Genomic DNA, 25300 nt, shown 5'->3' on the forward strand with positions numbered 1-25300 from the left:
GAAAAAATTCCAATGCGCCCTGAAGGGGCAGCATATTTATTTCCACAAAAAGTCTTCATCGAAATCAATTTGGTGCTCTTCTAAAAATTGTAGGTATTCAGATTGAAATGATTGTTTTTGATGGTGTATTTTCTGATTTTCAATGTATCTAACAACTCTATCTAAAACTGACGGAGAAACCGAAAACCCTGCATAACCACCTTGCCAAGCAAAATTTTTATATTCAGAACCTTTGGTTTTTATCCAACGGCTACTATTTCGTTTAATTTCTTCCACAAATTTCGCCAAAGAAATATTTTTTGACATTGCCGCTAGAATGTGCAAATGATCTTTAACACCTCCAATTTTTATTGGAATAGATTGATTTTCTTTGATAATTCCACCGATATAAGCATACAAATCCTTTTCAACTTCTGGTAAAATCATCGGCTGATTGTATTTTGTATGAAATATGATATGCACATATAATTTGGATAATGATTGTGGCATATTTTGGGAAATTTTAATTTCAAATTCAATCTAAATCCTCCCAAAATGCGCCTTCATTAAAAGACGCATTTGAAAAGTTTTCATTTATTTCTATCCAATTTTCTTATTGGAAATACCCAAGTTTTTAGCCATTCCAAAAAGGGAATTGATGAATCCTGTGTCTTGTTCATTTCCTTGTGCCGAAGCCGCTTGCTGCAATTGAATCAATGCTGCGGTGATGGTCAAATTCTTGATATCATTGGAATTGATTCCGTATTTATCGGCCAATCCTCTGATTTTCTCTGCCAAATCACCCGATCCATCTTCACCAATCAAGGAATTTTTAATATCGGTTGCGTGTTTGGAATTATTGATCAAATGGTCAAATCCTTTGGAATTGGAAACTTGTTTCACAATGTTTTCGAAGAACATTGTTTCTCCACCCACGATATCAATTTTCGCTGATTTCAAAGCTTCTGACAACACATCGGCTTGCGCAGTTGCAATGTCTTTTTGGATGTTGATTTGCGCCAATTCCACTTCTTTTTCTTTGTTCAATTGAAGTTTGAATTCCTCGTGCGACTGACCCGATTCGTGTAACTGTTTCATCGCTGAAGCTTTTTCTTCGATTCCTTTTGCTTCTGCCAATGCTTTCTCACGAACAACTTCTGCTTCTGCCAATCCTTCTTTTCTAATAGCTTCTGCTTTTTTCTCGATAACCGATGCTTCAGCAGTTCCTTGAATTTCTTCTGCTTCTGCTTTGGCTATCATAACTTCCGCTTCTGACAATCCGATTGCTGCTGCTTCTTTTGCTTCCGCTTCGGCGATGATTTTACGTGCTTCGGCTTCCTTTACAGATGCTTCTTTTTTCGCTTCGGCTTCGATTAGAATTTCTTGTGCTTTTCTTTCCGCAATGCTCTTTTCGGCTTCTGCATCAATGATTTTCTTTTCTCTTTCTTGTTCGGCAGCGATTTTCGCAGCTTCAGCCGCTTTCACTGTTGCGACTAATTTCTCTTCTGCTTCTTGAGAGGCAGCAATTACCCCAGCTTGTTTCTTACGTTCCGCATCACGGAAAATTTCCACATCACGTAGATTTTGTTGCTCTTCCACAACTCCTTTTTCCAGTTGAACACGTTCTTTGATAACATTTTGAATGTTTTTGGTTTCTACCTCAACAATTCGTTCTTTTTCTATTTGAGCAAGGGTTACAATTCTTTCTCTTTCATTTTGCTCCAATGCACGATCTTTTTCAACACGTTCGGTTTCCACTGCATCGGTACGTTGTTTATTTTTTTCCGCGATGATGATTTGACGTAATTTATTTTCTTCTTGAACGGCCAAGGCTTCTTCAGTTGAAATTCGAACAGATTCCGCTTTTAAGCGTTCTTCTTCGTTTACTTTTAAAATTTCCGCCATTTCTCGCGCTTTGATGTTTTCAATTTCGCGACGTTGACGTTCTTCTTTTTCAGCCAATTGACGTTCCAATTCCAAGATGGCCTCACGAGCTTCCACATCTTGCTTTTTGATGGTTTTTTCTTCTCCTCTACGAATTAAATTCGCTTCCATATTTTGTTTCGCAGTCAAATCGGTAATTTTCTTAATCCCTTCCGAATCCAAAATATTGTCAGGACTTAAAAATTTCAATTCCGTTTGTTCCAAATAATCGATGGCACAATCATCCAAAATATATCCGTTCAAATCGGTTCCGATGATATTTAAAATTTCGTCACGAAATTCACGACGAGCTTCGTATAATTCAATGAAATCAAACTTTTTTCCAACCGTTTTTAAGGCTTCGGAAAATTTGGCTTCAAATATATTTTTCAAAGTTTCAGGTTCACTTGCACGTACCGTTCCTAAATTCTGCGCAACATTGATTACATCATCAATGGATTTGTTAACACGTACGAAAAACGCAACTTTGATATCCGCACGGATGTTGTCCTTACAGATCAAACCGTCATTTTCCATACGGGCAATGTCAATTTTCTTCACCGAAATGTCCATAATTTCCATCTTATGGAAAATTGGAACGACGTACATCCCTTTATTGAAGGCTACTTTTGTTCCTCCAAAACCTGTACGGACAATGGCTTTTCCTTGTGGGATTTTTTTGTAAAATGAACTTAATACAATTAAGAAAGCAAAAAATAGAAAGACAACAGCACCAACGGCAATTAAGATGACTCCTGTTGTTCCTTCAATGAATAAAAAATTAGGCATACTCATTAGTAAATTGATTTTTATAGTTTTAGATATTTGATAAATTAATTTCTTTTTTCACGTAAAATAGTTTGCGATCGACCGATTCATTGACAATCATCACGGAATCATTGTAGTCTATTTTAGATCCGTCTTGACTCAATACATTTAGTCGAATTACATCTCCGTTGATGAAAAATTCTGCTGAACCAATTTTTTGGTCTTCGATGGTGGATTTCATTTTCCCAGATCTTCCGAGAAAATCAATAGGATCATCTCCTTTGTATCCTAAATTATTGTAGAGTTTCACGAATGGTTTGGTTAAATAATGCATTAAAAAATAAGCGATAATGAAAATTGGAATTAAAATCAGAACGGACCAAATTCCTAATTTCCCTAAGCCGAAAACGACCGATGAAACGATGGTCATAATCCAACTGACAAATTTGAATAAGGTTACGATGACCATTACAGGAACTTTTCCGACATTGATAAAATCCCAAATTTTTGCCATAATTCCTGGCTCCGAAACATCATCAGGAGAATCTAATTCTGAGACATCTCCAACTTCCAAGGCTGCATCTGCGTCGACTCCAAAATCCAATCCGCTTCCAGAAATCATAACAAAAAGCCAATAGAGCAAGGAACATCCGGTTAAAACCGTCATTATTCCGTTGGGCAACGGATGAAATAGTAGGTTTAGTAGATCTGCCATATTACATAATTTAAGATTTTAGATTGAGGATTTCAGCTTTAATTATTAGATTTCGCGTTTAAAGGTGTAATAGAAACATTCTGTTGAACCATAGCCAAAATTTTTGTCTTCCATTGAAACCAATTCCCAGCCATCTTGACCCATTTCATTTAGAATCCGATCTATTTCAACAGTATCAAATTTGGAAGACCAAGTTCCCGTTGGGCGAATGGTTACCGTTTGATATTCGAATTTCTTAGCCATTTTTCAATTTGTTTTTTAATTCTTCCAATTCTTTTGACACGTCATCTGAACCTATCGCTTCGTCAATTTTATCTCTCACATTTTTGTTGGTCAAAGCGATATCGCCATAAGCTTTTGAAAGCGCTTCATCTTCTTCTACTTTTTCTTTCATTCTTTCCAACATTGAAATCGTACTATTGGAATCAATTTTCGCCAATTGCTTGTTGACCAATTTGGTTGCATCGGAAACTTTCACACGTGCTTTCAACGTATTTAATTCGGCTTCCCATTTTGAAATGTTGAATTTCAAAACTTCAACGTTCTTAAATAATTCATCGGCAGAATTTTGATGTGCAGCGGCTTGTTTTTTCAATTCTTCCACTTCCAGAAGTAATTGTTTCTTTAATAACAAAGCTTCTTTGGCTAGATTTTCCGCTTTTTCGGTTTCTAATTCGTTGGCTTCCGATTTTTGTAGCAATATAATGGCTTTTCTTTCAAATTCTTCTGATTCTTTCTGTTTGTTTTCAACATTGTTTTGGGTACGAATTGCTAAAGCTTTTACTTTTGCATACGCCTCCAAAGACTCGTCCAAATCGGTTTTCATCTCACGAATTCCTTGTTCGGTCATCTTGATTGGATCTTCCATTTTTTCAACAACCGAATGAATTTCGGCTTGTCCTATTCTAAAAATTCTTTTGAAAATATTCATCATCTTGGTTTTTATAGTTATTAATTTTATTTACGATATACGATTTTCAATTTATGATATTTGATTTACAGATCTAAACTATCTATACTCTATTATCTTTACTCTTTTTTCTTTTTTCTTATTTCTATTCTCTATTTTCTATCTTCAAAAACTTATTTTGAAAATTTAATTAATTGTTCATAATATTCACTCATCAACAAACTCAGGGAATTGATGGCTGCTTCGAATTCGTTGAAGTCCAAATTATGCAACTGCAAACTGTAACGAAAAATCACTTTCTTTCCATCTTCGGTTAGCGCAAATGCACCGTGTATGATATCTCTATTCTTTATAAGAAGCGATTTGAATGTATCAAGATTATCTTCTTTTAGCGTGAAGAGATATTGTTCTAAAATCAACACGGGTGACACCACTCCCACAATAAGATTTCGAACGCCGTCCATCAGGTTTTCAATTACCAAAACACCTTCTTTTTCGTTTGCATCGACAATGGTATAATTCATTTTTTCAATGTAGGTTTTCACAGTTTTGTAGTCCATAATTTTGATTTCTCCACTAAAGGTTGTTAATTTGTGTAGTAAAATTATAAAAAATGCTAATATTTTTAGCATTTAAAATGTTAAAATTTTCAACAACGTGAGTTTTTTAGGACAAAATATCAAGAAATTAAGGCAGGTAAAGGGATTGAGCCAACAAGCTTTTGCTGAACTTTTTGACTTAAAAAGAGCAAATATCTCTTCATATGAGGAAAAACGTGCCGAACCGAAGTTGGAATTTGTGATACGAATTGCTAATTATTTTAGCATTCCATTGAACGATTTTATCGAACGACCTTTATCGGTCAATGAAATTTTAAATTTCGGAGATTATTTTGACGAGGATTCTCTTTCCGCATCGAAAGGACTAACAAATATTCCTTTTTTAAATCGAGAGGGTTTTGCACGAAATGACGAATATTTTCAAGACCATAGATTATTGCCACAACTACAATTTCCTTTGTATAGCAAAAACAGATTGTTGGCGGTTGAAATGAATTCGACTATTCCACATCCTTCTGATTTCGCCTATTCAGATGGTTCCATTTTATTTTTTGAGGACATTGACCGAAATAATTTACACCTTATCAATGGTCTGTTTGGATTGTTTTGGGGAAAAGATGATTTTTTCATTGGACAATTCAAAGTAGAAGGAACGGAAATTACTTTGCAACTGAATGAATGGAAATCGGTTTCGCTCAGTTTAAAATCACCGGAAAAATTTTGGACTTTATTGGGAAGTTTTCAAAAGGTTTAGAGTGATAAACAAAATACGAAACGTTTCTATGGAACGATTGCTCTATTAAAAACAAAAAACAAGTTAACAACCTTTTCAAGGATTTGAAACCTTGACAAGGTTTTCTTTTGATTTCTAATCTCGCGTGAGGGATTGTAGCAGAAATCCTTTTTCACGTTGACTGAGGTTCTCGAAGTCAAAAGGGAAAAAGATTGTCGCGGAAAGCCCGGTCCGCTGCGGCGGACACGCCCCAATAAAACTTCTTCACATAAAAAAAAACCGCTTCTCTTTCGAAAAGCGGTTAGCTATACTATTTTAATCTTTTTAAGATTCTTGTTCGGCTGATTTTCCAACTACGGAAATTTTCACTCCATCTTTGGCATCATTCAATTCTAGCAATAATTTATCACCTTCTTGAATTTCTGAATTGATGATTTCCTCTGCCATCGGATCTTCAATGTATTTTTGGATCGCACGTTTCAATGGACGCGCCCCATAATCTTTGTCGAATCCTTTCTCGGAGATGAAGTTTTTGGCTTCTTCGGTCAATTCTAAATGGTAACCAAGATCTGATAAACGCTTGTACAATTTCTCCAATTCGATATCAATGATGTTGTAGATATCTTCTTTTGACAAGGCATTGAAAATAATTACATCATCGATACGGTTCAAGAATTCTGGCGCGAATGTTTTCTTCAAAGCATTCTCAATCGTTGATTTTGCACGTTCGTCAGCCGTATCTTTCTTCGCTGTTGTACCGAATCCTACTCCATCACCAAAATCTTTCAATTGTCGTGTTCCGATATTGGAAGTCAAAATGATAATGGTGTTTCGGAAATCAACTTTTCGTCCTAAACTATCGGTGATATGTCCATCATCTAAAATTTGCAATAGAATGTTGTACACATCTGGATGCGCTTTTTCGATTTCGTCTAATAAAATAACCGAATATGGCTTACGACGAACAGCTTCTGTCAATTGCCCACCTTCTTCGTATCCGACGTAACCCGGAGGCGCACCAATCAATCTTGAGATGGCAAATTTCTCCATGTATTCGCTCATATCGATGCGAATCAAAGCATCTGGTGAGTCAAATAATTCGGTTGCTAAAACCTTTGCCAATTGAGTTTTTCCGACACCGGTTGTTCCTAAGAAAATGAAGGAACCAATCGGTCTTCCTGGATCTTTCAATCCTGCGCGATTTCTTTGGATGGCTTTTACCACTTTGGAAACGGCTTCGTCCTGACCAATTACTTTTCCTTTCATCAAATCACCCATTTGAGCTAATTTCTTCAACTCTTTTTCGGCAACTCTATGAACAGGAACACCACTCATCATGGAAACTACTTCTGCAACATTTTCCTCTGAAACGGTTTCACGATTCTCTTTGGATTCTTGCATCCAGTCAGCTTGCGCTTTTTTCAATTGCGCTTCGATTTGCTTTTCATTGTCACGCAAACGAGCTGCTTCTTCGTATTTCTGACTTTTAACAACTTTGGATTTTTCCTCACGTACTTCTTCCAATTTCTTTTCTAAGTCTAAAATTTCTTGAGGAACTTTGATGTTCTTGATATGTACTCGAGAACCTGCTTCGTCCAAAGCGTCAATCGCTTTGTCTGGTAAGAATCGATCGGTAATATATCTTGTTGTTAAATTCACACAAGCTTGAATCGCTTCTTCTGTATAATTAACGTTGTGATGCGCTTCGTATTTGTCTTTGATTTGATGTAAAATCTGAACTGTTTCTTCAGGCGAAGTCGGATCGACCATTACAGTTTGGAAACGACGCACCAAAGCGCCATCTTTTTCAATGTACTGACGGTATTCGTCCAAAGTTGTTGCACCTATACATTGCAGTTCACCCCTTGCCAAAGCCGGTTTGAACATATTGGAAGCATCCAAAGAACCTGTCGCTCCTCCTGCTCCAACGATGGTATGCAACTCATCGATAAAAAGGATGATGTCATCGTTTTTCTCCAATTCGTTCATGATGGCTTTCATACGCTCTTCAAACTGTCCACGGTATTTGGTTCCAGCAACTAAACTGGCCAAATCCAAGGTTACGACACGTTTGTTGTATAGAACACGTGAAACTTTGCGTTGAATAATTCGAAGTGCTAAACCTTCCGCAATCGCTGATTTTCCAACTCCTGGTTCACCAATTAACAAAGGATTGTTTTTCTTACGACGACTTAGAATTTGCGATACGCGTTCGATTTCCTTTTCGCGTCCAACAACTGGATCCAATTTCCCTTCAATTGCAATTTGAGTTAAATCGCGCCCGAAGTTATCCAAAACAGGTGTTTTGGTTTTGGAATTGGAAGCTCTTGGCGTGGAACGTTCAAATTCACCACTTTGTCCACGATCATCTTCATCATCATAATTCGCATCGGCTTTTGGTGTTTCGTCAATTTCTTCATCCATGAATTGGAAATTGAATTCACCTTTTACAATCGCATAATCCACCTCCATTTTTTTCAAAAGTTTGGTTACAGGATCATTCTCGTTGCGTAATATGCATAATAATAAATGGACCGTATTGACAGTAGTGTTTTTAAACAATTTCGCTTCTAAAAAAGTTGTTTTTAGTGCGCGTTCAGCTTGTTTGGTAAGTTGTAGGTTTTGTTTGTTGTTCGAAAAACTTTCCTTCGGCGGAGCCAAAAGTTCGATTTTATCTCGTATTTCTTTCAAATTCACACTCAAACCTTCTAAAATAGAAACTGCTTTGCTATCACCATCTCTCAAGATGCCCAACAACAAGTGCTCCGTTCCTATTTGATCATGTCCAAGACGCAATGCTTCCTCCTTACTGTAGGCGATTACATCTTTTACTTTTTGTGAAAAATTATCGTTCATTTTTTATCTCTTGTAAACAAATATAGTTACTTCTTTTTCTAAATCACATAAATAATGCCATAGTTATTAACCTTAAATTGTTAATTATATTCTGCCAAATTAGGTTAAAATCAAAATGAAATCGGACAAAATTTCAGTTCAATTTGATTATCCATTTGAATGATTTGGGTAATTGAGGTAGTTTGAACCGTTGGAAAACGATCATTGGGATGCATTTTCAAATCGTCATGTTTTTCCAAAATTATTTCTTTAGTTGGATTGGTCATATTCTGAAACTCCGTTAGATGTATTAATTTCTCTTCGGCATCGTACAAGGTTGAAGAAGATCGTACAATCAATTGTTCATCAGAATGATCTTCTAGATATTTGTTTTGACCATCCCATACCAATATGTTTTTGGAAGACGAATGTCGATCGAGCATTACCATCGTAAATGGTTCTACATTTTCTAAATTGATTTGCTCGACAAATTCGTTATCCGTACTATAATTTAAAAAATCCAAAGCAATCAATCCACGACTTCTTGCATACGGAGGCCGATGTTGGTGTTTTTCGTATTCGCCATTGAGAATGCATACTACATAATCTTTAGCATAATACATCCAAGTTCCGTTGGAGACCAAATCTATTGGACCTGTAAACTCTTTTGTTCCAAATTTTCGGTTTTCAATTTTGTCTGATGTGGGTCGTAAATGGGATTCATCTCGATTTTGAGTTAGGATGAAATCACCGTTTTGTTTCGAAAAAATACTTAGGATACACAAAATATTCTATTTATTGCAAAGGTATTAATTAATACATTTGCTACTGTCGGTGAAAATTATGAAAGAATCTTCCAATCTTTTACTAAAACAGCTTTCAATGCTTGTCATGCAATTGAATGATCATTCGTATTCAAAAGAATTACCTCTCTTAATGGACAATTCCATTGGAAAACATGTACGACATATTTTGGATTTGTATGATTGCCTTTTAGAAGCAGTTGCATCTAGTGTTTTGAATTACGATCAGCGTAAGCGAAATCCTCTTTTGGAAACTTCCTCTCAGATAGCTTTAATCAAAATCAAGGAAATACAAGCAGGAATAGATTGTTTAAAATTGGATAAAGAACTTATTTTACATCAATCAATAGGTTCTTCAAATGTTCAAATGAAAACGCAAACTCAACGTGAATTGCTTTATACAATTGACCATACGGTACATCATTTGGCCATCATCAGAATCGCTATACAACATCATTTCCCGGAGATTTCCATTCCAGAAAATTTCGGATTTGCATTTTCAACTTTGAGATACCGTGAAAAACAAGCGTAATTTTTGGGAATATGAATATTGGCCATCTTGGGTATTCTATGGTCCATTTATTCTTTATTGGGTTTGGAGATATTTCCAATGTGGCGACATCACCTATTTCTGTCGGGCAAATCCGGGAATTCATTTTGGAGGTGTTTTGGATTATTCGAAATTTCAAATCATCCAACAAATTCCAGATGCATTTAAACCCAAAACAGAGTTTTTATTCAACAAATCCGAAAATTCAAAACTCTTTCCCTTTCCATTTGTGGCAAAACCCGATATAGGAGAAAGAGGAATCCATGTAGAAATCATCCGAAATGAAACAGATTGGAAAAATTATCCGGTCAAAGAAAACATCATCATCCAAGAATTCATGGAGGAACCCTACGAATTTGGTGTATTCTATGTTCACAATCCTGCTACTCAAGAATTTGATATTTTATCGATTACGGGAAAAGAATTTTTGATTTTTGAAGCAGATGGTCAACAAACTTTAAAAGATTTCTTATCGAATCACCCACGAGCGATTTCGCGTTTGGATTATTTCGAATCGAAATTTCAACAAGAATGGGAAATTATCCTTCCCAAAGGAACAAAAATTCTTTTGGAACCCATTGGAAATCATAATAGAGGAACGAAATTCTTGGATGCGACTCATTTAAAAACAACCCAATTAGTAAATAAAATTCACGAAATCTCTCAACAAATTAAAGGTTTCTATTATGGTCGATTTGACATCAAAGCAAATTCCATTCAAGAATTGCAAGAAGGAAAATTCAGAATTATCGAAATCAATGGTGCAAATTCTGAACCTACGCATATTTACGATCCGAAATACACGTTATGGCAAGCATACAAAGAAGCTGCCCGACATTTTGGCTGGCAATATAAAATTGCGCTAACACAACCAAAGAATCAAAATTCCAAAGAATATTTTAGAGCCGTTTGGAAACGAATTTTTCCTTAAATTGGAGTTTGTAAGAAATTTTGTCAGGGAAATTTTCGTGGAATAATTTGTGACAAGATTAACTCAAACAATTGGCATGAAATATCCTTTTCCTAAAAATACATTATACGTTCCCCTCTTTTTGTTAGCAGCCATTTGGGGGACATTCTTATTGCAACATTTTGGCTTGGGAAGATTCAATTGTTATGGAATTGTTCCGCGCGAACCTTTAGGATTAAGAGGAATTTTATTTGCTCCTTTGTTTCATTCAGGATGGAAACATATTCTTAGTAATAGTGTTCCATTGGCAGTTTTAAGCTTTTTTGCCGTGATGTTTTACAAACAAATGGCCTATTATGTCATTATTTTCGGATGGATTGGAAGTGGTCTACTGGTTTGGCTTTTTGGTAATTTATTACCTGGCGATTCGATTGGATGCCATATTGGAGCAAGTGGTGTCGTCTATGTTTTGGCAGCTTATGTTTTTTTTAGTGGAATTTTGAGAAAGTCTCGCAATTTGGTGGCCATTTCTTTTATTGTAGTATTTCTGTATGGGAGTATGATTTGGGGTGTTGTTCCAGAAGAATTTCTGCCAAAATTCATGAATGAAGAATCCAATCCCATTTCTTGGGAAAGTCATTTGGCAGGAGCAATTATGGGAATTTTATTTGCTTTTATCACTCGAAACTATGGCGAACAACAAAAGAAATATTCTTGGGAACTTACAGATACTCCTGATGTACGCGAACAAGAATTATGGGAACAATACAAAGCTTCATTACCTGAGGAAGAACGAATTTTACTAGAAAAAAAATATGGGGAAGAACCCAAACAAGATTCAACCCCAAATTCAGATTTTTGGTATTATAATGATTCTAGGTAATCATTTAAGATTTTTACCGATGCAGGTGGTTTTCCTTCATCATAGGTTTGACTGCTTATTTCGCTATCAGCAGTTTTAATAATTATAGTAGTAGCTCTTGCTCCATCATGAAACCTTTCTTGAGAAGGAGCTTCCATGTTTTGAAATTCTTCTATATTCAAATTTTGAACAATGGCAACTAATTCATTCCAATCTTTTGAATCGAAAATGGTCTTTACTGAATCTCCCACTCCAGATCTATTGGACTGAGTTTTCATTCTTTCTTTGGAATTAATGACCAAATTTTCACTTCCGCTCATTCCTACTTTCTCCAATGATATTTCCATTAGTTCTATTGAGTTTTTTTGATTTTCAACAACATTTTTTGACATCTTGCAAGATGAAAAAGAAATGGTTACAATAAGTACCAACGCTAGATTGTATATAGAATCGATTTTCATACGTATATTTTTTTTTATATTAGCAAAGTTAAACAATCAAACAAATAATAAAGAAACACATGAAGAAAGTTTTATTGGCTTTGGCAATTGCTTCTCCTATTTTTGGTTTTTCTCAATGGAAATCAACCACAAAAGGTTCGTCAGTTGTTAAAGAAGGAAAAGAAAGGATTGAAGCCGCAGGGGTTTTTAGTCTAGATATGCAAGTTCTGAAACAACGTCTTGCGAACACACCAGAACGATTCTCCAACTTACCTGGAAATATCATTACGATTCCAAATGCTAAAGGTGAAATGGAAAAATTTGAAGTTTGGGAAGCTTCTAACTTTAGTCCAGTATTACAGGCAAAATTCCCTGAGATACGTTCTTACATGGGAACAAGTCTTTCAGATCCTCATGCTTACCTAAGAATTAGTGTTTCTCCTGCAGGAGTTTCTTCAATGGTACTTCGCAATGGGAAATCTGAATTCATTGAACCGTATACAACAGATGGTCAAAAATACATTGTTTTTGACTCTAAGAAGCACAGACAAGATGGAGAAATGCCATTTAAATGTGAAACGGAATTTGACGAAAACATGGTTCAAGATTCTCAGAATTTCGTTGCAGACAAATCAAGCGCTGGTGTTTTCAAAACATTCCGTTTAGCACAAGCTGTTACAGGTGAATATTCTGCTTATTTTGGTGGAACTTTAGAAGGAGCTATGGGCGGAATCAACGCTACGTTGACACGTGTAAATGGTGTTTTTGAAAAAGATTTCGCGATCAATTTGATCTTAATTGATAACAACGATGAAATCGTATTCTTAAATCCTTCAACTGACCCATTCACTCAACCAGGAAATATTGGAACAACGCAAGGTCAATTGCAATCTTATTTGAATGCTAACATTGGTGCTGCCAATTATGATATTGGACACATTTACCACAGATCTGGTGGTGGAGGAAGCGCTGGATGTATTGGATGTATCTGTATTGATGCAAACAAAGGTCGCGGATATACTTCTCCAGGATCTGGAGGACCAGAAGGAGATTATTTTGATATCGACTATGTTGCACACGAGTATGGGCATCAATTAGGAGCAAATCATACGTTCTCTCATAATATTGAAGGTACAGGTGTAAACATTGAACCAGGTAGTGGATCTACAATTATGGGATATGCAGGTATCACTAGTTACAACGTACAACAACATTCAGATGACTACTTCACGTATAGAAGCATTCAACAAGTTCAAAACAATCTTCAAAACAAGCCATGTGCTAACAATACTACCATCGCAAACGTTGCTCCAGTAGTAGACGCAGGTAGCGATTATGAAATTCCAAAAGGAACTGCATTTAAATTAACGGGTTCTGCAACAGATGGAAATGGAGATCCATTGATCTATACTTGGGAACAAAACGATAATGCTACAGGAAGCAATACTGGTGCTAATAGCCGTGTTTCTTGGACGAAAACAACTGGTCCTAACTTCCGTTCTGTAGCACCTTCTACAGAGCCAGTACGATATATGCCAAGATTTGATTATGTATTGTTAACAGATGTTATCACAAACGAAAATTACTGGAGAGGTAGATGGGAAGCTGTTACAACAGTTCCAAGAACTTTCAACTTCACATTAACTGCGAGAGATAACAATGCAGAAGCGGGTCAAACAGGAACCGATGCAATGAGAGTTTATGTTCGTGATGCTGGGCCATTCAAAGTTAACACTCCTGCTTCTGGACAAAACGTAGACATTTCTGCCAACACTATGTTAGTAGAATGGGATGTAGCTGGAACAAATGCTGCTCCAATCAATACTGCTAATGTTAGAATTTTGTTCTCATCTGACAATGGAGCAACTTTCACTGTTGTTGCTGAAAGTACTCCAAATGATGGTTCTGAAATGATTACAATCCCAACTGGAACTGTTGCGGGTGTTAATGGTAGAATCATGATTGAAGCAATTGACAACATTTACTATGCTGTTTCAAGAAAATTCAACTTAACTGGTACAATGGGCGTTTCTGACTTGAATCAATTGGCAATTGGAATTTATCCAAACCCAACAAATGGTCAATTCAACGTAGCTGCTAACAATGTTGCGAAAGGAAATGTGAAAACTACAATTTTCGATACAGCAGGTAAGATGGTTCACGTTCAAAACGATAACCATGCTGGTGGAAACTTGAACATTGCGTACAACGTAAAACTTCCTACAGGAACTTATGTTGTAAACATTGAAACCGCTGAAGGTTTATCTACAACAAAATTATTGGTAAAATAATATTCCGATAAATAACATAAAAAAACCGAAGTCATTGGCTTCGGTTTTTTTTATCTATTGATTTATCGAACCAATTCAAAATTAAAATTGATATAGGTTTTCTGATCTTTTGAATTTTGGTTGATGACTACTTCTGGATTGTTAATTGGATCCGAGATTAAATGCAAGGTTCTAAACCAAGTTTCAATCTCCTCTTTTTGCAACAATTCCAATTCTTCTGAATCGATGATGAGCACGTCTGATTGCATTTCATCTTTTTTCCAAACTTGGTAAATACAAGGAATTTCGTCAAAGGATAGTTGTGCGGTCATCATAACTCCTTCTTGGCTAGTGGCGGTTTGATTTGTGTACTGTTTCATGGCTATGAATTTTAATTTGAATCAAAACTAAGATTGCATAACGTCATTTAGTGGCGTTTTAGAAGAATTTAAAATATATTTGAGAAAGATCGATTAAATAAGCTCAAACGAATAGTGAAAATCCCATTTAAAATTTCAATTCATTTTTCATCATTTTCGCAAAATCTTACAAAATCGCACAAAAAAAGCACCTACATTTCTGTAAGTGCTTTAATTTAATTGTGGTCCCACTTGGGCTCGAACCAAGGACCACCTGATTATGAGTCAGGTGCTCTAACCAACTGAGCTATAGGACCAATATTTTTAATTAATTGAACTTCTCTTTTTTTTTAATCCACCTGTCCCGATAGCTATCGGGAGAGTCAGGTGCTCTAAACTCCCGAATTTGTCGGGATGAGCTATAGGACCCTTCCTTAATTCCGTTAAGAGAATTTAGAGAATCGAATCACGCTCAATCGTTTTCGGGAGTGCAATTTTACAACAATCTGTTGAATTCTACAAAATTTTTCTGTCCATACATAATTCCACCAAAACTCCATTGGTAGTTTTTGGATGAAGAAACACAACCCATTTATTGTCGGCTCCTTCTTTGGGTGTTTCATTGATAAATTCAAATCCTTCAGCCTTTAAGCGCTGAATTTCAGCTTCCAAATTATCAACACCAAACGCTATATGATGAATTCCTTCTCTATTTTTGTCTAAATATTTGGCTATTGCTGAGTTTTCATTCATCGCTTCCAATAATTCAATTTTGGATTCTCCAATTTCAAAAAAAGAAGTTTTTACCGCTTCACCTTCTACAGTCTCTTCTTTGTATGGATTTTTTCCTAATAATTTAGAAAACAATTCATTGGAAACCCCAAGATCTTTCACTGCGATGCCTAAATGTTCAATTTTTATCATTATTTTTATCTTGAAAAACTTAAAAATCAAAAATATGAAAAACATTTACTCTGCAGTTCTTTTCATGGGATTTTCTTTTTTGATGGCTCAATTGGAGATTTAATCAAAATACATCCTGCTACCTACGATTTAGAATTTGGCGGATATAAATTATTGGGATTTTCAACAGACAATTGGCTAACATTTTATGATGAAAACAACAATATTTTAAAAACCTATGATGCAAGTTTGACTCAGGAAATTCGAATTTATCCGAATCCAACAAAAGATATTCAACATATTGATTCAAAATCAGAAGTGGCAAAGATTCAGATTTACAATCTACAAGGAAAGAAATTTTTGGAAACATCTAATGAATCAAAAGTTTCGATCAAAAATTTCTCTATGGGAACTTACATCGCAATGGTAGAATTAGCCAATGGCCAAGTATTTCAAAAGAAACTGATCAAACATTAAAATTTCGACCTCAAAAAAAATCCTTAATTTTGCTAAAAGTAAATTCAGTAACATTTTGGAAACAAATCGTCAGAAAAAAGTATCAAACATCTTTCAAGAAGAATTATCAGAAATTTTTAGAAAGGAAGCATTAGAATTATATCCGGGTAAATTATTAACCGTAACCGATGTCAATGTTTCTCCAGATTTGTCGATTGCCAAAATTTACATCAGTATTTTCCCAAATACTGACAAAGAAACAATCATCAAACAAATCAAGGAAAAAGCACCTCAATACCGTTCAATGATTGCCAAAACGGCAGCCAAAACCATGCGTATCACACCAGAATTGTTGTTCTATTTGGATACGACGCTGGATGAAATTGAGAAAATTGATAAAGCATTGAAAGGAGAAGGAAATAATCCTATTCTGTAAATGAAAAATGTTTCCCTCTACATAGCAAAACGATACAATACGAACACGCTTTTGATAAGTATGCTTCTTATTGCGATCACGTCTTTTCTAGTGGGAACGCTTATCTACATTGGTGATTCTTCTTTTAAGTTGATTCAGCAATTGTTATTTCCTCGCCAAATGATGGGATTGAAGGAAAATTTGATTGTATATGGAATTATGTTTCTTTATTTATTCCTGCAATCCTTTTCCATTTATTATATTTTCAACAAAACCTTGGTTCGACTTGAGCAAAAATCGAAATTGCTTGTAGCATTTGTGGTAGCTGTCTTATCAGTAGCTTTAGCAGGTGCTTTGATCTTTTTTGATTTGAACAATTCGCTTATTGGGAATTGCGTGATTTTAATTTTAATTTCATCTGCGCTTCTGTCATTGATCTTTGGCTTTTTATCCTTTCTTCTTTCCAAAAGAAGAATCACAGGAGTCAACATCATCACATCGATTGCCGTTTTCGCCATTACGATTGCTACGACGTCCCTATTCATTATTCTTTCGGTCTTTTCGGGATTAGAAAAAATGAATTTGCAGTTTTTCAGCAATGTTAATCCCGATTTGAAAATTTCGTCGGCAAAAGGTAAAACATTGTCCGATATTGACAATTTAACCCAAAAATTAACGCAAAATCCATCGATAGAATCCTTTTCAAAAGTAATTGAGGAAAAGGTTTCGATTGAGTTTGGTGACAAAGAAGATATCGCCTACATCAAAGGAATCGATGAACATTATAACAAGGTTGTTCGTTTGGATACACTCATTCAGCATGGCAGCTATTTTAATTTCCAATCACCTTATGAAATCATTGCGTCTGAAGGGGTTGCAAGACGCTTGCAAATGTATATTGACCGCTATAATTCGGCAAGACTTCGCATGCCGAAACCTGGTACTGGAATGATTACTTCGGAAACGGAGGCATTTAATAGCGCTGTAGCAAATCCAATTGGGGTTACGTATATCAATGATTCCTATGATAAATATATTTTATCGCCGATCGAATTAACTCAAATATTATTGGAATTACCTCCAAATTCCGCTTATAGTTTGGAACTAAAATTAAAACCTGGCATTTCCCAGAATTCAGCCAAAGCTGCTTTACAAAAAGAATTGGGCGATAAAGTCGTCGTACAAACGCGACAAGATTTAGATGCAACCTTTATAAAAGTAATGAATGTAGAAAATTTAATTATCTATTTAATTTTCACTTTGGTCATCATCATTGCGTGTTTTAATCTGGCTGGAGCCATCATCATTATCATCATTGATAAAAAAGTACAAATTAAAACCATGTGGAGTTTTGGTATGCAACGTTCACATATCAAACAAATCTTCTTTCAAACTGGCTTGCTGATTACGTTTTCTTCTATTCTGTTTGGATTAACTCTGGGATCAATTATCGGACTTTTGCAAAATAAATTTCAATTGGTTATGGCCAATTCTTTCGTTGCATTCCCATTTGAATTCACTCTATTGAATTATATAACCGTTACTGCAACTGTATTGATCATTGGAGCTGGTGTTTCCTATATGGTTTCAAGGAAATTACCTTCTTAATTATTTGAATTTTAATTCCAACTCTTTTGCATAAGGCGTTTGATCGACAATTTCCCATCCATAAGCTTTTCCTAATAAGTACAAATTCCCCAAATTATCAATCAATTGGGCATGAGCTTGTTTTTTCAACTTTTCTTGATCTATGGATTTTTCTATGTGTTGGATTGCGTTGGATTGAATTTGGTTTAATTCATCTTTTGAAAACGAATTTAAACTACTTTGTTCCAAATCATAAAATTTCACATCTGGAAAGGTTTGAATTTCTAAATCGGGAACTTTTTGAATAATGATTTTCTGGTTGGTTGAATCAATTTCCACTGACAATTTACTTAGATCATACGTAGCTTGAACCTTGGCATTGACCAATAACAAAACTTTTTTGTCGAAACTAAAATAATCTTTCAATCCAGGAATATACCGACTGTTTTTATGCGAATAAACATCTGAAAATGTTTGTTCAGCCACAATCATTTTATTCATTTTCTGGATTTCGTAGGCAATTACATGGGATTCATTGGATGAAGAATCCATTTGAAATTGCTTCATCAAAAAGTACGTAATTAAAATTCCAGCAAGAAGTCCTGCAGCTAAATAAAGGTATTTTTTAATCTTCAAAATAATTAGGTGTTAGAGGAACCCCATTGACAATCATTAGAATATCTTCTTCCAAGGATCCTGAAACTGGTGATTCAACAATCCTACCAATCTCATCTCCACCTCTATAAAAAATTATTGTCGGCAAGTGCTGAATGTCCTTTCCGCCTTCTTCCCCATAAAAACTCTTTAAGTTTTCATTTACAGCATAAGTAGTTATCCGTTTGGTCGGAAATTTTGCTGCATCTAAAATTTTTAACAATCTCGGATATTCTTTTTTGGAAGCATCATCCCATGAGCCCAAAAACACCTCAATTCTGTACTTTTTTATTTTCGATTTGAAATCTTTTACCATCGCTTCATTGGGTTGATAGGAATCGTACTCCGTAAAAAACCAAGTAGAGAAAGGTTCTTTGGCAAAGACTTCACGGTCTACACCACCAAGAAGCATTTTATCGCCATCTGCCTTTTTTACCACGCGATTAAAAATATAAGGTCCTTCACAACTTAGAAATGCAAAGGAAATTAACAAAAGGATTAGGTATTTCTTCATTTTATGGTTTTGAAGCAGCAAAGATAAAAATAAAACATCAGTTCAATAATTTCCCTTTTTCGAAATGATAAGCACCCACCGAAAAGTCAGCAAACTCACCTATAATAGGGAAAATGGAGCTTTTCCCAATGTAATTTTTGCCTTTTTTATCGATGTCAATATGTCCAAAATAAGCCGATAAATCGCCTATTTCTTCAATTCGTCCCAAAAATTCAATTTCTTGAGTTTTCGTATTCAATTTCTCTTCGAAATAAATTCCTATATCCAAAACCGATTCAAATTCATTGGATTGAACTTTCACATTGCGCAAAATCACGTCCAAATACTTTTTATTATTCTCTGGAATGCTCAAATATTCCCCGATTTCATATGGACTTGACTCTGAAATACGATCCAAAGCCAATAAAATAGCCAAAGCATTGAACTTGCGAACTTGATCTCGGTTGTAATCCATCGGAAAATGACCCGCTTCAAATAAAATGGTCGAATACCCCATTTTCATAAAGTTGTCTCCCGTAGAAGTCGGATAAAATTCATCAGAAAAGCGCGCGATTTTATTCGGAATGACTTGATTCAATCCATTTGCCATATGATCAATCACAGCCATTGAAGCAATTCGTTGATCATTTAGTGCTCTACTTTCTTCAAAGGAAGGCGCTAAAAAAGCCAAAGTTGCAGGTTCTTTTGTAGTTCCTACATTGAAAATGGAACGTTGATCATGTAAATTGAACAAAAACTGCGGATTAACTTCTGTTACCACATTCTTTAAAACCCGAATTTCTGGTGAGGCTTCTTGCAGAAAATCTCTGTTCAAATCAATCCCACATACATTTCTGCGCGTATATTGAGTAGAACCGTCCGGATTGAGCATCGGCACAAAATGAAAGCTTATTTTGTCCAAAATCTTTTTACTCCATTCCAAATCGGAAAGTAAAAATTCCCAAACGTCTAACATCGCACGTGTACCTGTCGCTTCGTTGCCGTGCATTTGTGACCAAGCCAAAACTTTGATTGGACCTTTCCCAATGGAAAGTGAATAAATTTCATTTCCTAAGAATGATTTTCCAATTAAATTTTTCGGATAGTTTTTTTGATCCAAATAAGATCGAAGCTTCAAATAAGGTAAATATTTGGAATCGAATCCTAAAACTCGAAATTTTTCATAATTCTCCTCGAAAATGCGCAATAATTCCATTGAACGAAGATACATCATTTTAAAAATTCATTTTAAAGCGATTTAAGCGATTTATTTTTTTTCAATGAAACTTCCCTTGAAAAATTTCTAAAAAGCCCTGAAATGAAGCATTGAAACGCAATTTACATTTGTAATTTACAATTGTAAATAATAAAGACTGACATATTGACCCATATGAGGATGTTTTTTATTATAAATATAAAATTATAACTTATAATATTATTTTTCAGTTATTTATATTTCTTAAACTAAACTATTAATTCAATTCTAGTTTAAGTAGATTTGGCAGTTTTAGGGAATTTCAGTCGATTTTGAAATGTAAATTTTCTGTTTACCTTTGTAAAATGGACGTAAAAAATCGCATCATAGAAATTCTCGAAAAATCGGGACTCACACCCTCTGAATTTGCCGACAAAATTGACGTGCAACGATCAGCAATTTCTCATATCACATCGGGACGAAATAAACCGAGTTTGGAATTTTTGATTAAAATCAAACAAGCATTTCCTGAAATTGATACCGATTGGTTGGTTTTTGGAATCGAAAAAGAAGAAATTTCAGAGGAAATTTTGCCCGAAAAAGAAATTCAGGAAACTTCAACTAGCTCCTTTCCTACTCTATTTGATTCTATTGAAGAAGGCTCAAAATTGGAAATTTCATCAGAAAACAACTCCAATGAAAGTCTTAATGAATCTCAAAAACTAGATTCAGAAATTTCTACCGAAAGAAAGTTGATCAAAACCCTATTATTTTATAGCGATGGAAGTTTTGAAGAATTCAATCCGATCGATTAAAAATTCAAAAAATCCCGTATATTAGAGGGATAAATGAATTATTTAGCGCATCAATTTTTGTCTTTTCAAAATGCTGACTTACAGCTTGGAAATTTATATGGAGAAATCGTTCGAGGAAAAGATTTCGAAAATTTTACGGGAGATCTACGAAAAGGAATTCTACTTCATCGTTCCATCGACACTTTTACAGATGCGCACGAGATTGTTAAAAAAAGTTCCAAAAAATTTCACGATAAATACGGGAAATACGCGCCCATCATTGTCGATGTGGTCTATGATTATTATTTAATCAAAAATTGGCATCGCTTTACAGATTTAGACTTTGAGGAATTTACAGAAAATGCCTATCAGCTCTTCCGAATGCATTTTGATGAATTCCCGCCCAAATTACAATACATCATGAAACACCTTTTGGATTATGATTGGTTTCATAATTATCAAAGTCTGGAAGGAATCGGCAAAACCTTAAATGGAATCAGCCAAAGAAGTAAGTTTCAAAATAACATTGGTTCATCGGTCAAGGAAATTGAAGAGAATTACGAAGAACTCGATCAGGAATTTCAGGCTTTTTTCCCTGAATTAATTCAACATTGTCAAAATTTTATTTCGAATTCTTAATTTTTTAGAATTTCTAAAAATACCATCCAATAAATTCTAGAAAATAGGTAGTCACAAATTTTGGAATTCCTCTTAATATCGTATTTTTAGCCATCAAATATGAAAAACGATGGATTTACTTTTCAATCAAAGAGAAGATAAAAATAAACTTCAAATTTCCGATTTGAAGAGACGATTAGCAGAAATACATTTAGGTGGTGGAGCTAAACGAATTGAGAAATACAAGGAGAAAGGAAAGCTAACCGCAAGAGAGCGTGTGGAATATCTATTGGATAAAGGGAAACCTTCTGTTGAAATTGGTGCTTTTGCCGGATACGAAATGTATGAAGAAGAAGGAGGATGTCCTAGCGCGGGAGTCGTAGTAGTAATTGGATATGTATCTGGAAAACAATGTATAGTTGTTGCAAATGATGCAACCGTTAAAGCTGGAGCTTGGTTTCCTATTTCGGGAAAGAAGAATTTACGTGCGCAAGAAATCGCAATGGAAAACCGATTGCCGATTATTTATTTAGTAGATAGCGCAGGTGTTTATTTACCAATGCAGGCCGAAATTTTCCCCGACAAAGAACATTTCGGACGAATTTTCCGCAACAATGCCATAATGAGTTCAATGGGAATCACACAAATTGCAGCTGTGATGGGAAGTTGTGTTGCTGGAGGTGCATACTTACCCATTATGAGCGATGAAGCGATGATTGTGGATAAAACCGGGTCTATTTTCCTTGCTGGAAGTTATTTGGTGAAAGCCGCGATCGGAGAAGACATCGACAACGAAACCCTTGGAGGTGCCACTACGCATTGTGAAGTTTCGGGCGTAACCGATTATAAAGCGAAAAATGACCAAGATGCTTTGGATCGAATCAAATCCATTATGGGCAAAATTGGCGATTACGATAAAGCAGGCTTTAATCGAATTGAAGCGGCAAAACCAGCGGAAGATGAAAAAGAAATTTATGGAATTTTACCCGTAAGTCGTACAGAGCAATACGATATGTACGATATCATCAAACGTTTGGTGGACAATTCAGAATTTGATGAATACAAAGGAGATTATGGGAAATCTTTGATTTGTTGTTATGCGCGAATTGATGGATGGGCCGTTGGAATTGTTGCCAATCAGCGTAAAATCGTAAAATCCAAAAAAGATGGAATGCAGTTCGGTGGTGTGATTTATTCGGATTCAGCGGATAAAGCCACAAGATTTATCGCGAATTGTAACCAAAAGAAAATTCCATTGGTCTTTTTGCAAGATGTAACGGGCTTTATGGTGGGCTCGAAATCGGAACACGGAGGAATCATCAAAGATGGCGCAAAAATGGTAAATGCGGTTTCCAATTCAGTGGTTCCGAAATTTACGGTTATCATTGGAAATTCATATGGAGCTGGAAATTATGCTATGTGCGGAAAAGCCTACGATCCGAGATTGATTTTTGCTTGGCCTTCGGCTCAATTGGCGGTAATGGGTGGTGAGCAAGCGGCAAAAGTATTGTTGCAAATTCAGGAAGCTTCATTAAAAGCCAAAGGGGAAGTCATTGACGAAAAGAAAAAGGCAGAATTATTGGAAGAAATCACTGCGAAATACAATGCTCAAACAAGTCCTTATTATGCTGCGGCAAGAATCTGGACCGATGCAGTAATTGATCCATTGGATACGCGTAAATGGATTTCAATGGGAATTGAAGCTGCCAACCACGCTCCTATTGAGAAACCGTTTAATTTGGGAGTTATTCAAACTTAAAATTTATTTTTTCAATACAACAAGAGTCGAAGAAAAGCATTCGGCTCTTTTTTTTAAAGAAAATATTCGATTTATATTTGTTCAAAGTTTAGGGAAAATATGGAAATCTGTCAAAATTGCCAGCACGAAATCAATTTGAATTATTGTCCGAATTGTGGCCAGAAGAAATACAAACGAATTGACGCTACTTACTTGAAAGATGAGATTCAATATACCTTACTCCATACCAATAAAGGATTTTTCTATACCTTAAAGAAAATCATTTCGAAGCCTGGACAAACTACGAAAGAATATTTAGATGGAAATCGTGTCAATCACTACAAACCTTTGTTGCTGGTTTTCGTTTTAACAGGTATTTCTACCTTCATCTCCTATAAGGTATTGAATATGGGCGATGTAATGACTTCATTTTTCGAAGAAGCTTACAAAGAAGCTGGCAATCAGACTTTTTCGCAGAATTACACGGCGTTTTTATACAATTACACTACATTGATCATCATGTCATTTTTACCTTTTTTTGCGCTCAGCTCCTATTTGGCCTTTAAAAAACAAGGGCATAATTATTTTGAACATGTCATTATCAATTCGTTTTTCTATGTTCTTTATACAATTGCGATAATTTTTATTATTTCTCCCATTCTTTACTTCATCAAAGATCCTCAAACTTATCTTTTGATTAGTTTCGGAGCTACAATCTTAGGATATCCTTTGATTATTTGGTTTTATAAAGGACTTTATCCACAATTAAGTATAGGTCAACTTTTAGGAAAAACAACTTTAATGGCTATTTACGCCATCATTATTTATTTAGCTGTTTCGATTTTTTCAGGAATAGTGGTTACAATTTTTAAAGTTATCCTAAATTAAAGAATAGGTTTTTCTTGTTGATTGGCTCGAAAATAATTGATTTTGACTTGAAACATTTCAGCCATACGATTGCCTTGCCATTTGGCGAGTTCTGCATTTTTACCTTTAAAAAGTTCATCTACTGTGCCAAAAAATAATTTGAGCCAGCGGTCAAAGTGTTCTTTTTCCACCGGCAATTTCATATGCGGTACAAAGGGTCGCCCGGAATAAGTGTGCTCACCCAACAAAATCGTTTGCCAAAAGCTGTACATCTTTTCCAAATGCTCCGGCCAGCGATCCTGAATCACATCGTCAAAAATATAACCAATGAGTTCATCCTGACGAACTCTTCCATAAAATGTATCGACCAAATTCTTTACATCTTCCAGATTTTCTATATCTCTTTTTACTTCCATAATCTTTAAAATTTATCGAACCAAAACCGATTCTCCCGATTTCAGTTTCATTGCCAAATCAAATACTGTTGTTGTTTTCAACATCGTTTTCAGTTCCGTTCTGATTTTGATGAAATCATTGTGAAGTGGGCAGGGATTTTCAGCATCGCAATGACTCAGTCCGAGTCCGCAACCTTCATAAACCGAATTTCCATCAATAGCCGAAACAATTTCTTCGAGTTTTATTTCCCTTAATCTTTCGGGATCTATGTAGAACCCCCCATTTGGACCGGTTTGGGAAAATACGATGTTTACTTTGGTCAAAATCCCGAGCAACTTGGCTGTAAAAGCAAGTGGTAAATCGGAATTTTCAGCAATCTCTCCTACTTTAATCCTTCTACCTTCCAAGGATTGCGTGGTAATGTAAATGATCGCTTTGATGCCGTATTCGCAGGATTTTGAAAACATCTTCTTGGTTTTAAATACAAAGTTAGTGTTATTTGTATTTAAGACAAATTTATCTTAAATTAAATCAAGATGATTTTCAGCAGTTTAAATTGGAAGTTCA

General features: G+C 35.3%; 28 protein-coding genes and 1 tRNA gene. 12 read left to right on the plus strand and 17 right to left on the minus strand.

The features are described from left to right. Positions 1–36: 36 nt before the first annotated feature. The 6 genes from tnpA to ABID46_RS06800 form a co-directional block, all read right to left on the minus strand. Positions 37–489, minus strand: a complete 453-nt coding sequence (gene tnpA / locus ABID46_RS06775; protein ID WP_354508380.1) for an IS200/IS605 family transposase — start codon at positions 487–489, stop codon at positions 37–39. A gap of 90 nt (positions 490–579) precedes the next feature. Beyond that, the gene (locus ABID46_RS06780; protein WP_354508382.1) at positions 580–2697 is read right to left on the minus strand and encodes a flotillin family protein; all 2118 of its coding nucleotides are present in this window, start codon (positions 2695–2697) and stop codon (positions 580–582) included. Between the two features lie 22 nt (positions 2698–2719). Beyond that, positions 2720–3385 carry a hypothetical protein gene (locus tag ABID46_RS06785; protein ID WP_354508384.1) on the minus strand — a complete coding sequence of 222 codons (666 nt, stop codon included), beginning with the start codon at positions 3383–3385 and terminating at the stop codon, positions 2720–2722. Positions 3386–3430: 45 nt separating this feature from the next. Then, complete coding sequence (locus tag ABID46_RS06790) at positions 3431–3628, minus strand: DUF4177 domain-containing protein (protein ID WP_354508386.1); 198 nt, start codon at positions 3626–3628, stop codon at positions 3431–3433. After that, on the minus strand, positions 3621–4319 hold the full coding sequence (locus ABID46_RS06795; RefSeq protein WP_354508388.1) for a PspA/IM30 family protein: 699 nt from the start codon (positions 4317–4319) through the stop codon (positions 3621–3623). The genes ABID46_RS06790 and ABID46_RS06795 overlap by 8 nt, the downstream gene beginning before the upstream one ends. Positions 4320–4468: 149 nt before the next feature. Beyond that, entirely contained in the window at positions 4469–4855 is a 387-nt protein-coding gene (locus ABID46_RS06800) for a type III secretion system chaperone family protein (protein ID WP_354508390.1), read from the minus strand. 97 nt (positions 4856–4952) lie between these two features. Here ABID46_RS06800 and ABID46_RS06805 point away from each other — a divergent pair, with 97 nt between their 5' ends. Continuing rightward, the gene (locus ABID46_RS06805; RefSeq protein WP_354508392.1) at positions 4953–5609 is read left to right on the plus strand and encodes a helix-turn-helix domain-containing protein; all 657 of its coding nucleotides are present in this window, start codon (positions 4953–4955) and stop codon (positions 5607–5609) included. Between the two features lie 303 nt (positions 5610–5912). Here the strand turns inward: ABID46_RS06805 and ABID46_RS06810 are convergent, their stop codons facing one another. Both ABID46_RS06810 and ABID46_RS06815 read right to left on the minus strand, forming a co-directional pair. Next, a complete protein-coding gene (locus tag ABID46_RS06810; RefSeq protein WP_354508394.1) occupies positions 5913–8444 on the minus strand; it encodes an ATP-dependent Clp protease ATP-binding subunit in 2532 nt (843 codons plus the stop codon). A 110-nt stretch (positions 8445–8554) separates the two neighbouring features. Continuing rightward, positions 8555–9208, minus strand: coding sequence for an NRDE family protein (locus tag ABID46_RS06815; RefSeq protein ID WP_354508396.1), 654 nt, complete (start codon positions 9206–9208; stop codon positions 8555–8557). Between the two features lie 58 nt (positions 9209–9266). Here ABID46_RS06815 and ABID46_RS06820 point away from each other — a divergent pair, with 58 nt between their 5' ends. From ABID46_RS06820 to ABID46_RS06830, 3 genes are all read left to right on the plus strand, one after another. After that, on the plus strand, positions 9267–9758 hold the full coding sequence (locus ABID46_RS06820) for a hypothetical protein (protein WP_354508398.1): 492 nt from the start codon (positions 9267–9269) through the stop codon (positions 9756–9758). Then, positions 9742–10707 carry a D-alanine--D-alanine ligase gene (locus ABID46_RS06825; protein ID WP_354508400.1) on the plus strand — a complete coding sequence of 322 codons (966 nt, stop codon included), beginning with the start codon at positions 9742–9744 and terminating at the stop codon, positions 10705–10707. The genes ABID46_RS06820 and ABID46_RS06825 overlap by 17 nt, the downstream gene beginning before the upstream one ends. A gap of 76 nt (positions 10708–10783) precedes the next feature. Beyond that, positions 10784–11569, plus strand: coding sequence for a rhomboid family intramembrane serine protease (locus ABID46_RS06830; protein ID WP_354508402.1), 786 nt, complete (start codon positions 10784–10786; stop codon positions 11567–11569). Here ABID46_RS06830 and ABID46_RS06835 read toward each other — a convergent pair. Further along, positions 11551–11895, minus strand: coding sequence for a hypothetical protein (locus ABID46_RS06835; RefSeq protein WP_354508404.1), 345 nt, complete (start codon positions 11893–11895; stop codon positions 11551–11553). The genes ABID46_RS06830 and ABID46_RS06835 overlap by 19 nt on opposite strands. A 173-nt stretch (positions 11896–12068) precedes the next feature. Here ABID46_RS06835 and ABID46_RS06840 point away from each other — a divergent pair, with 173 nt between their 5' ends. Beyond that, positions 12069–14279, plus strand: coding sequence for a zinc-dependent metalloprotease (locus ABID46_RS06840; RefSeq protein ID WP_354508406.1), 2211 nt, complete (start codon positions 12069–12071; stop codon positions 14277–14279). A gap of 62 nt (positions 14280–14341) precedes the next feature. Here the strand turns inward: ABID46_RS06840 and ABID46_RS06845 are convergent, their stop codons facing one another. The 3 genes from ABID46_RS06845 to mce form a co-directional block, all read right to left on the minus strand. Next, the gene (locus ABID46_RS06845) at positions 14342–14638 is read right to left on the minus strand and encodes a hypothetical protein (RefSeq protein WP_354508408.1); all 297 of its coding nucleotides are present in this window, start codon (positions 14636–14638) and stop codon (positions 14342–14344) included. A 222-nt stretch (positions 14639–14860) separates the two neighbouring features. Continuing rightward, positions 14861–14934: transfer RNA gene (locus tag ABID46_RS06850), tRNA-Ile, on the minus strand. Positions 14935–15133: 199 nt separating this feature from the next. Next, entirely contained in the window at positions 15134–15541 is a 408-nt protein-coding gene (mce, locus tag ABID46_RS06855; RefSeq protein ID WP_354508410.1) for a methylmalonyl-CoA epimerase, read from the minus strand. Between mce and ABID46_RS06860 the strand changes: the two genes are divergently transcribed. From ABID46_RS06860 to ABID46_RS06870, 3 genes are read left to right on the plus strand one after another with little or no spacing between them, the layout of a single operon-like run. After that, a complete protein-coding gene (locus tag ABID46_RS06860) occupies positions 15524–15997 on the plus strand; it encodes a T9SS type A sorting domain-containing protein (RefSeq protein WP_354508412.1) in 474 nt (157 codons plus the stop codon). The two genes, mce and ABID46_RS06860, sit on opposite strands and share 18 nt — an antisense overlap. Before the next feature lie 55 nt (positions 15998–16052). Next, a complete protein-coding gene (gene rbfA / locus ABID46_RS06865) occupies positions 16053–16412 on the plus strand; it encodes a 30S ribosome-binding factor RbfA (protein ID WP_354508413.1) in 360 nt (119 codons plus the stop codon). Continuing rightward, a complete protein-coding gene (locus tag ABID46_RS06870) occupies positions 16413–17999 on the plus strand; it encodes an ABC transporter permease (protein ID WP_354508415.1) in 1587 nt (528 codons plus the stop codon). On the opposite strand, the gene ABID46_RS06875 is transcribed toward ABID46_RS06870, so the two are convergent. Genes ABID46_RS06875 through ABID46_RS06885 form a run of 3 tightly spaced genes read right to left on the minus strand, consistent with a single transcriptional unit; the run spans position 18000 to position 20359 of the window. Continuing rightward, the gene (locus tag ABID46_RS06875) at positions 18000–18614 is read right to left on the minus strand and encodes a DUF4230 domain-containing protein (protein ID WP_354508417.1); all 615 of its coding nucleotides are present in this window, start codon (positions 18612–18614) and stop codon (positions 18000–18002) included. Beyond that, positions 18604–19146, minus strand: a complete 543-nt coding sequence (locus ABID46_RS06880; RefSeq protein WP_354508419.1) for a hypothetical protein — start codon at positions 19144–19146, stop codon at positions 18604–18606. The genes ABID46_RS06875 and ABID46_RS06880 overlap by 11 nt, the downstream gene beginning before the upstream one ends. Before the next feature lie 37 nt (positions 19147–19183). Further along, positions 19184–20359: a M14 family zinc carboxypeptidase gene (locus ABID46_RS06885; protein WP_354508421.1), complete on the minus strand. Its 1176-nt coding sequence runs from the start codon at positions 20357–20359 to the stop codon at positions 19184–19186. A gap of 326 nt (positions 20360–20685) precedes the next feature. Here ABID46_RS06885 and ABID46_RS06890 point away from each other — a divergent pair, with 326 nt between their 5' ends. From ABID46_RS06890 to ABID46_RS06905, 4 genes are all read left to right on the plus strand, one after another. Next, a complete protein-coding gene (locus tag ABID46_RS06890) occupies positions 20686–21135 on the plus strand; it encodes a helix-turn-helix transcriptional regulator (protein WP_354508423.1) in 450 nt (149 codons plus the stop codon). Positions 21136–21168: 33 nt separating this feature from the next. Beyond that, positions 21169–21753 carry an acyl carrier protein phosphodiesterase gene (locus tag ABID46_RS06895; protein ID WP_354508425.1) on the plus strand — a complete coding sequence of 195 codons (585 nt, stop codon included), beginning with the start codon at positions 21169–21171 and terminating at the stop codon, positions 21751–21753. Positions 21754–21862: 109 nt separating this feature from the next. Beyond that, the gene (locus tag ABID46_RS06900; RefSeq protein ID WP_354508426.1) at positions 21863–23491 is read left to right on the plus strand and encodes an acyl-CoA carboxylase subunit beta; all 1629 of its coding nucleotides are present in this window, start codon (positions 21863–21865) and stop codon (positions 23489–23491) included. Positions 23492–23590: 99 nt separating this feature from the next. Beyond that, positions 23591–24358 carry a DUF3667 domain-containing protein gene (locus tag ABID46_RS06905; protein ID WP_354508428.1) on the plus strand — a complete coding sequence of 256 codons (768 nt, stop codon included), beginning with the start codon at positions 23591–23593 and terminating at the stop codon, positions 24356–24358. Here the strand turns inward: ABID46_RS06905 and ABID46_RS06910 are convergent. Both ABID46_RS06910 and ABID46_RS06915 read right to left on the minus strand, forming a co-directional pair. Next, a complete protein-coding gene (locus tag ABID46_RS06910; protein ID WP_354508430.1) occupies positions 24355–24753 on the minus strand; it encodes a group III truncated hemoglobin in 399 nt (132 codons plus the stop codon). The two genes, ABID46_RS06905 and ABID46_RS06910, sit on opposite strands and share 4 nt — an antisense overlap. A 12-nt stretch (positions 24754–24765) precedes the next feature. Beyond that, on the minus strand, positions 24766–25200 hold the full coding sequence (locus tag ABID46_RS06915; protein ID WP_354508431.1) for an RrF2 family transcriptional regulator: 435 nt from the start codon (positions 25198–25200) through the stop codon (positions 24766–24768). Positions 25201–25300 lie beyond the last annotated feature (100 nt).

Source organism: Moheibacter stercoris, assembly GCF_040545805.1.
GTDB lineage: Bacteria > Bacteroidota > Bacteroidia > Flavobacteriales > Weeksellaceae > Moheibacter > Moheibacter stercoris.

Excerpts from the sequence above, each read along its gene's own strand:
- tnpA (WP_354508380.1), bottom strand. The coding sequence starts at position 489 with ATGCCACAATCATTATCCAAATTATATGTGCATATCATATTTCATACA.
- ABID46_RS06780 (WP_354508382.1), bottom strand. The coding sequence starts at position 2,697 with ATGAGTATGCCTAATTTTTTATTCATTGAAGGAACAACAGGAGTCATC.
- ABID46_RS06785 (WP_354508384.1), bottom strand. The coding sequence starts at position 3,385 with ATGGCAGATCTACTAAACCTACTATTTCATCCGTTGCCCAACGGAATA.
- ABID46_RS06790 (WP_354508386.1), bottom strand. The coding sequence starts at position 3,628 with ATGGCTAAGAAATTCGAATATCAAACGGTAACCATTCGCCCAACGGGA.
- ABID46_RS06795 (WP_354508388.1), bottom strand. The coding sequence starts at position 4,319 with ATGATGAATATTTTCAAAAGAATTTTTAGAATAGGACAAGCCGAAATT.
- ABID46_RS06800 (WP_354508390.1), bottom strand. The coding sequence starts at position 4,855 with ATGGACTACAAAACTGTGAAAACCTACATTGAAAAAATGAATTATACC.
- ABID46_RS06810 (WP_354508394.1), bottom strand. The coding sequence starts at position 8,444 with ATGAACGATAATTTTTCACAAAAAGTAAAAGATGTAATCGCCTACAGT.
- ABID46_RS06820 (WP_354508398.1), top strand. The coding sequence starts at position 9,267 with ATGAAAGAATCTTCCAATCTTTTACTAAAACAGCTTTCAATGCTTGTC.
- ABID46_RS06830 (WP_354508402.1), top strand. The coding sequence starts at position 10,784 with ATGAAATATCCTTTTCCTAAAAATACATTATACGTTCCCCTCTTTTTG.
- ABID46_RS06835 (WP_354508404.1), bottom strand. The coding sequence starts at position 11,895 with ATGGAAATATCATTGGAGAAAGTAGGAATGAGCGGAAGTGAAAATTTG.
- ABID46_RS06840 (WP_354508406.1), top strand. The coding sequence starts at position 12,069 with ATGAAGAAAGTTTTATTGGCTTTGGCAATTGCTTCTCCTATTTTTGGT.
- ABID46_RS06845 (WP_354508408.1), bottom strand. The coding sequence starts at position 14,638 with ATGAAACAGTACACAAATCAAACCGCCACTAGCCAAGAAGGAGTTATG.
- ABID46_RS06860 (WP_354508412.1), top strand. The coding sequence starts at position 15,524 with ATGTTCAATTTTTATCATTATTTTTATCTTGAAAAACTTAAAAATCAA.
- mce (WP_354508410.1), bottom strand. The coding sequence starts at position 15,541 with ATGATAAAAATTGAACATTTAGGCATCGCAGTGAAAGATCTTGGGGTT.
- ABID46_RS06870 (WP_354508415.1), top strand. The coding sequence starts at position 16,413 with ATGAAAAATGTTTCCCTCTACATAGCAAAACGATACAATACGAACACG.
- ABID46_RS06880 (WP_354508419.1), bottom strand. The coding sequence starts at position 19,146 with ATGAAGAAATACCTAATCCTTTTGTTAATTTCCTTTGCATTTCTAAGT.
- ABID46_RS06885 (WP_354508421.1), bottom strand. The coding sequence starts at position 20,359 with ATGATGTATCTTCGTTCAATGGAATTATTGCGCATTTTCGAGGAGAAT.
- ABID46_RS06890 (WP_354508423.1), top strand. The coding sequence starts at position 20,686 with ATGGACGTAAAAAATCGCATCATAGAAATTCTCGAAAAATCGGGACTC.
- ABID46_RS06895 (WP_354508425.1), top strand. The coding sequence starts at position 21,169 with ATGAATTATTTAGCGCATCAATTTTTGTCTTTTCAAAATGCTGACTTA.
- ABID46_RS06900 (WP_354508426.1), top strand. The coding sequence starts at position 21,863 with ATGGATTTACTTTTCAATCAAAGAGAAGATAAAAATAAACTTCAAATT.
- ABID46_RS06905 (WP_354508428.1), top strand. The coding sequence starts at position 23,591 with ATGGAAATCTGTCAAAATTGCCAGCACGAAATCAATTTGAATTATTGT.
- ABID46_RS06910 (WP_354508430.1), bottom strand. The coding sequence starts at position 24,753 with ATGGAAGTAAAAAGAGATATAGAAAATCTGGAAGATGTAAAGAATTTG.
- ABID46_RS06915 (WP_354508431.1), bottom strand. The coding sequence starts at position 25,200 with ATGTTTTCAAAATCCTGCGAATACGGCATCAAAGCGATCATTTACATT.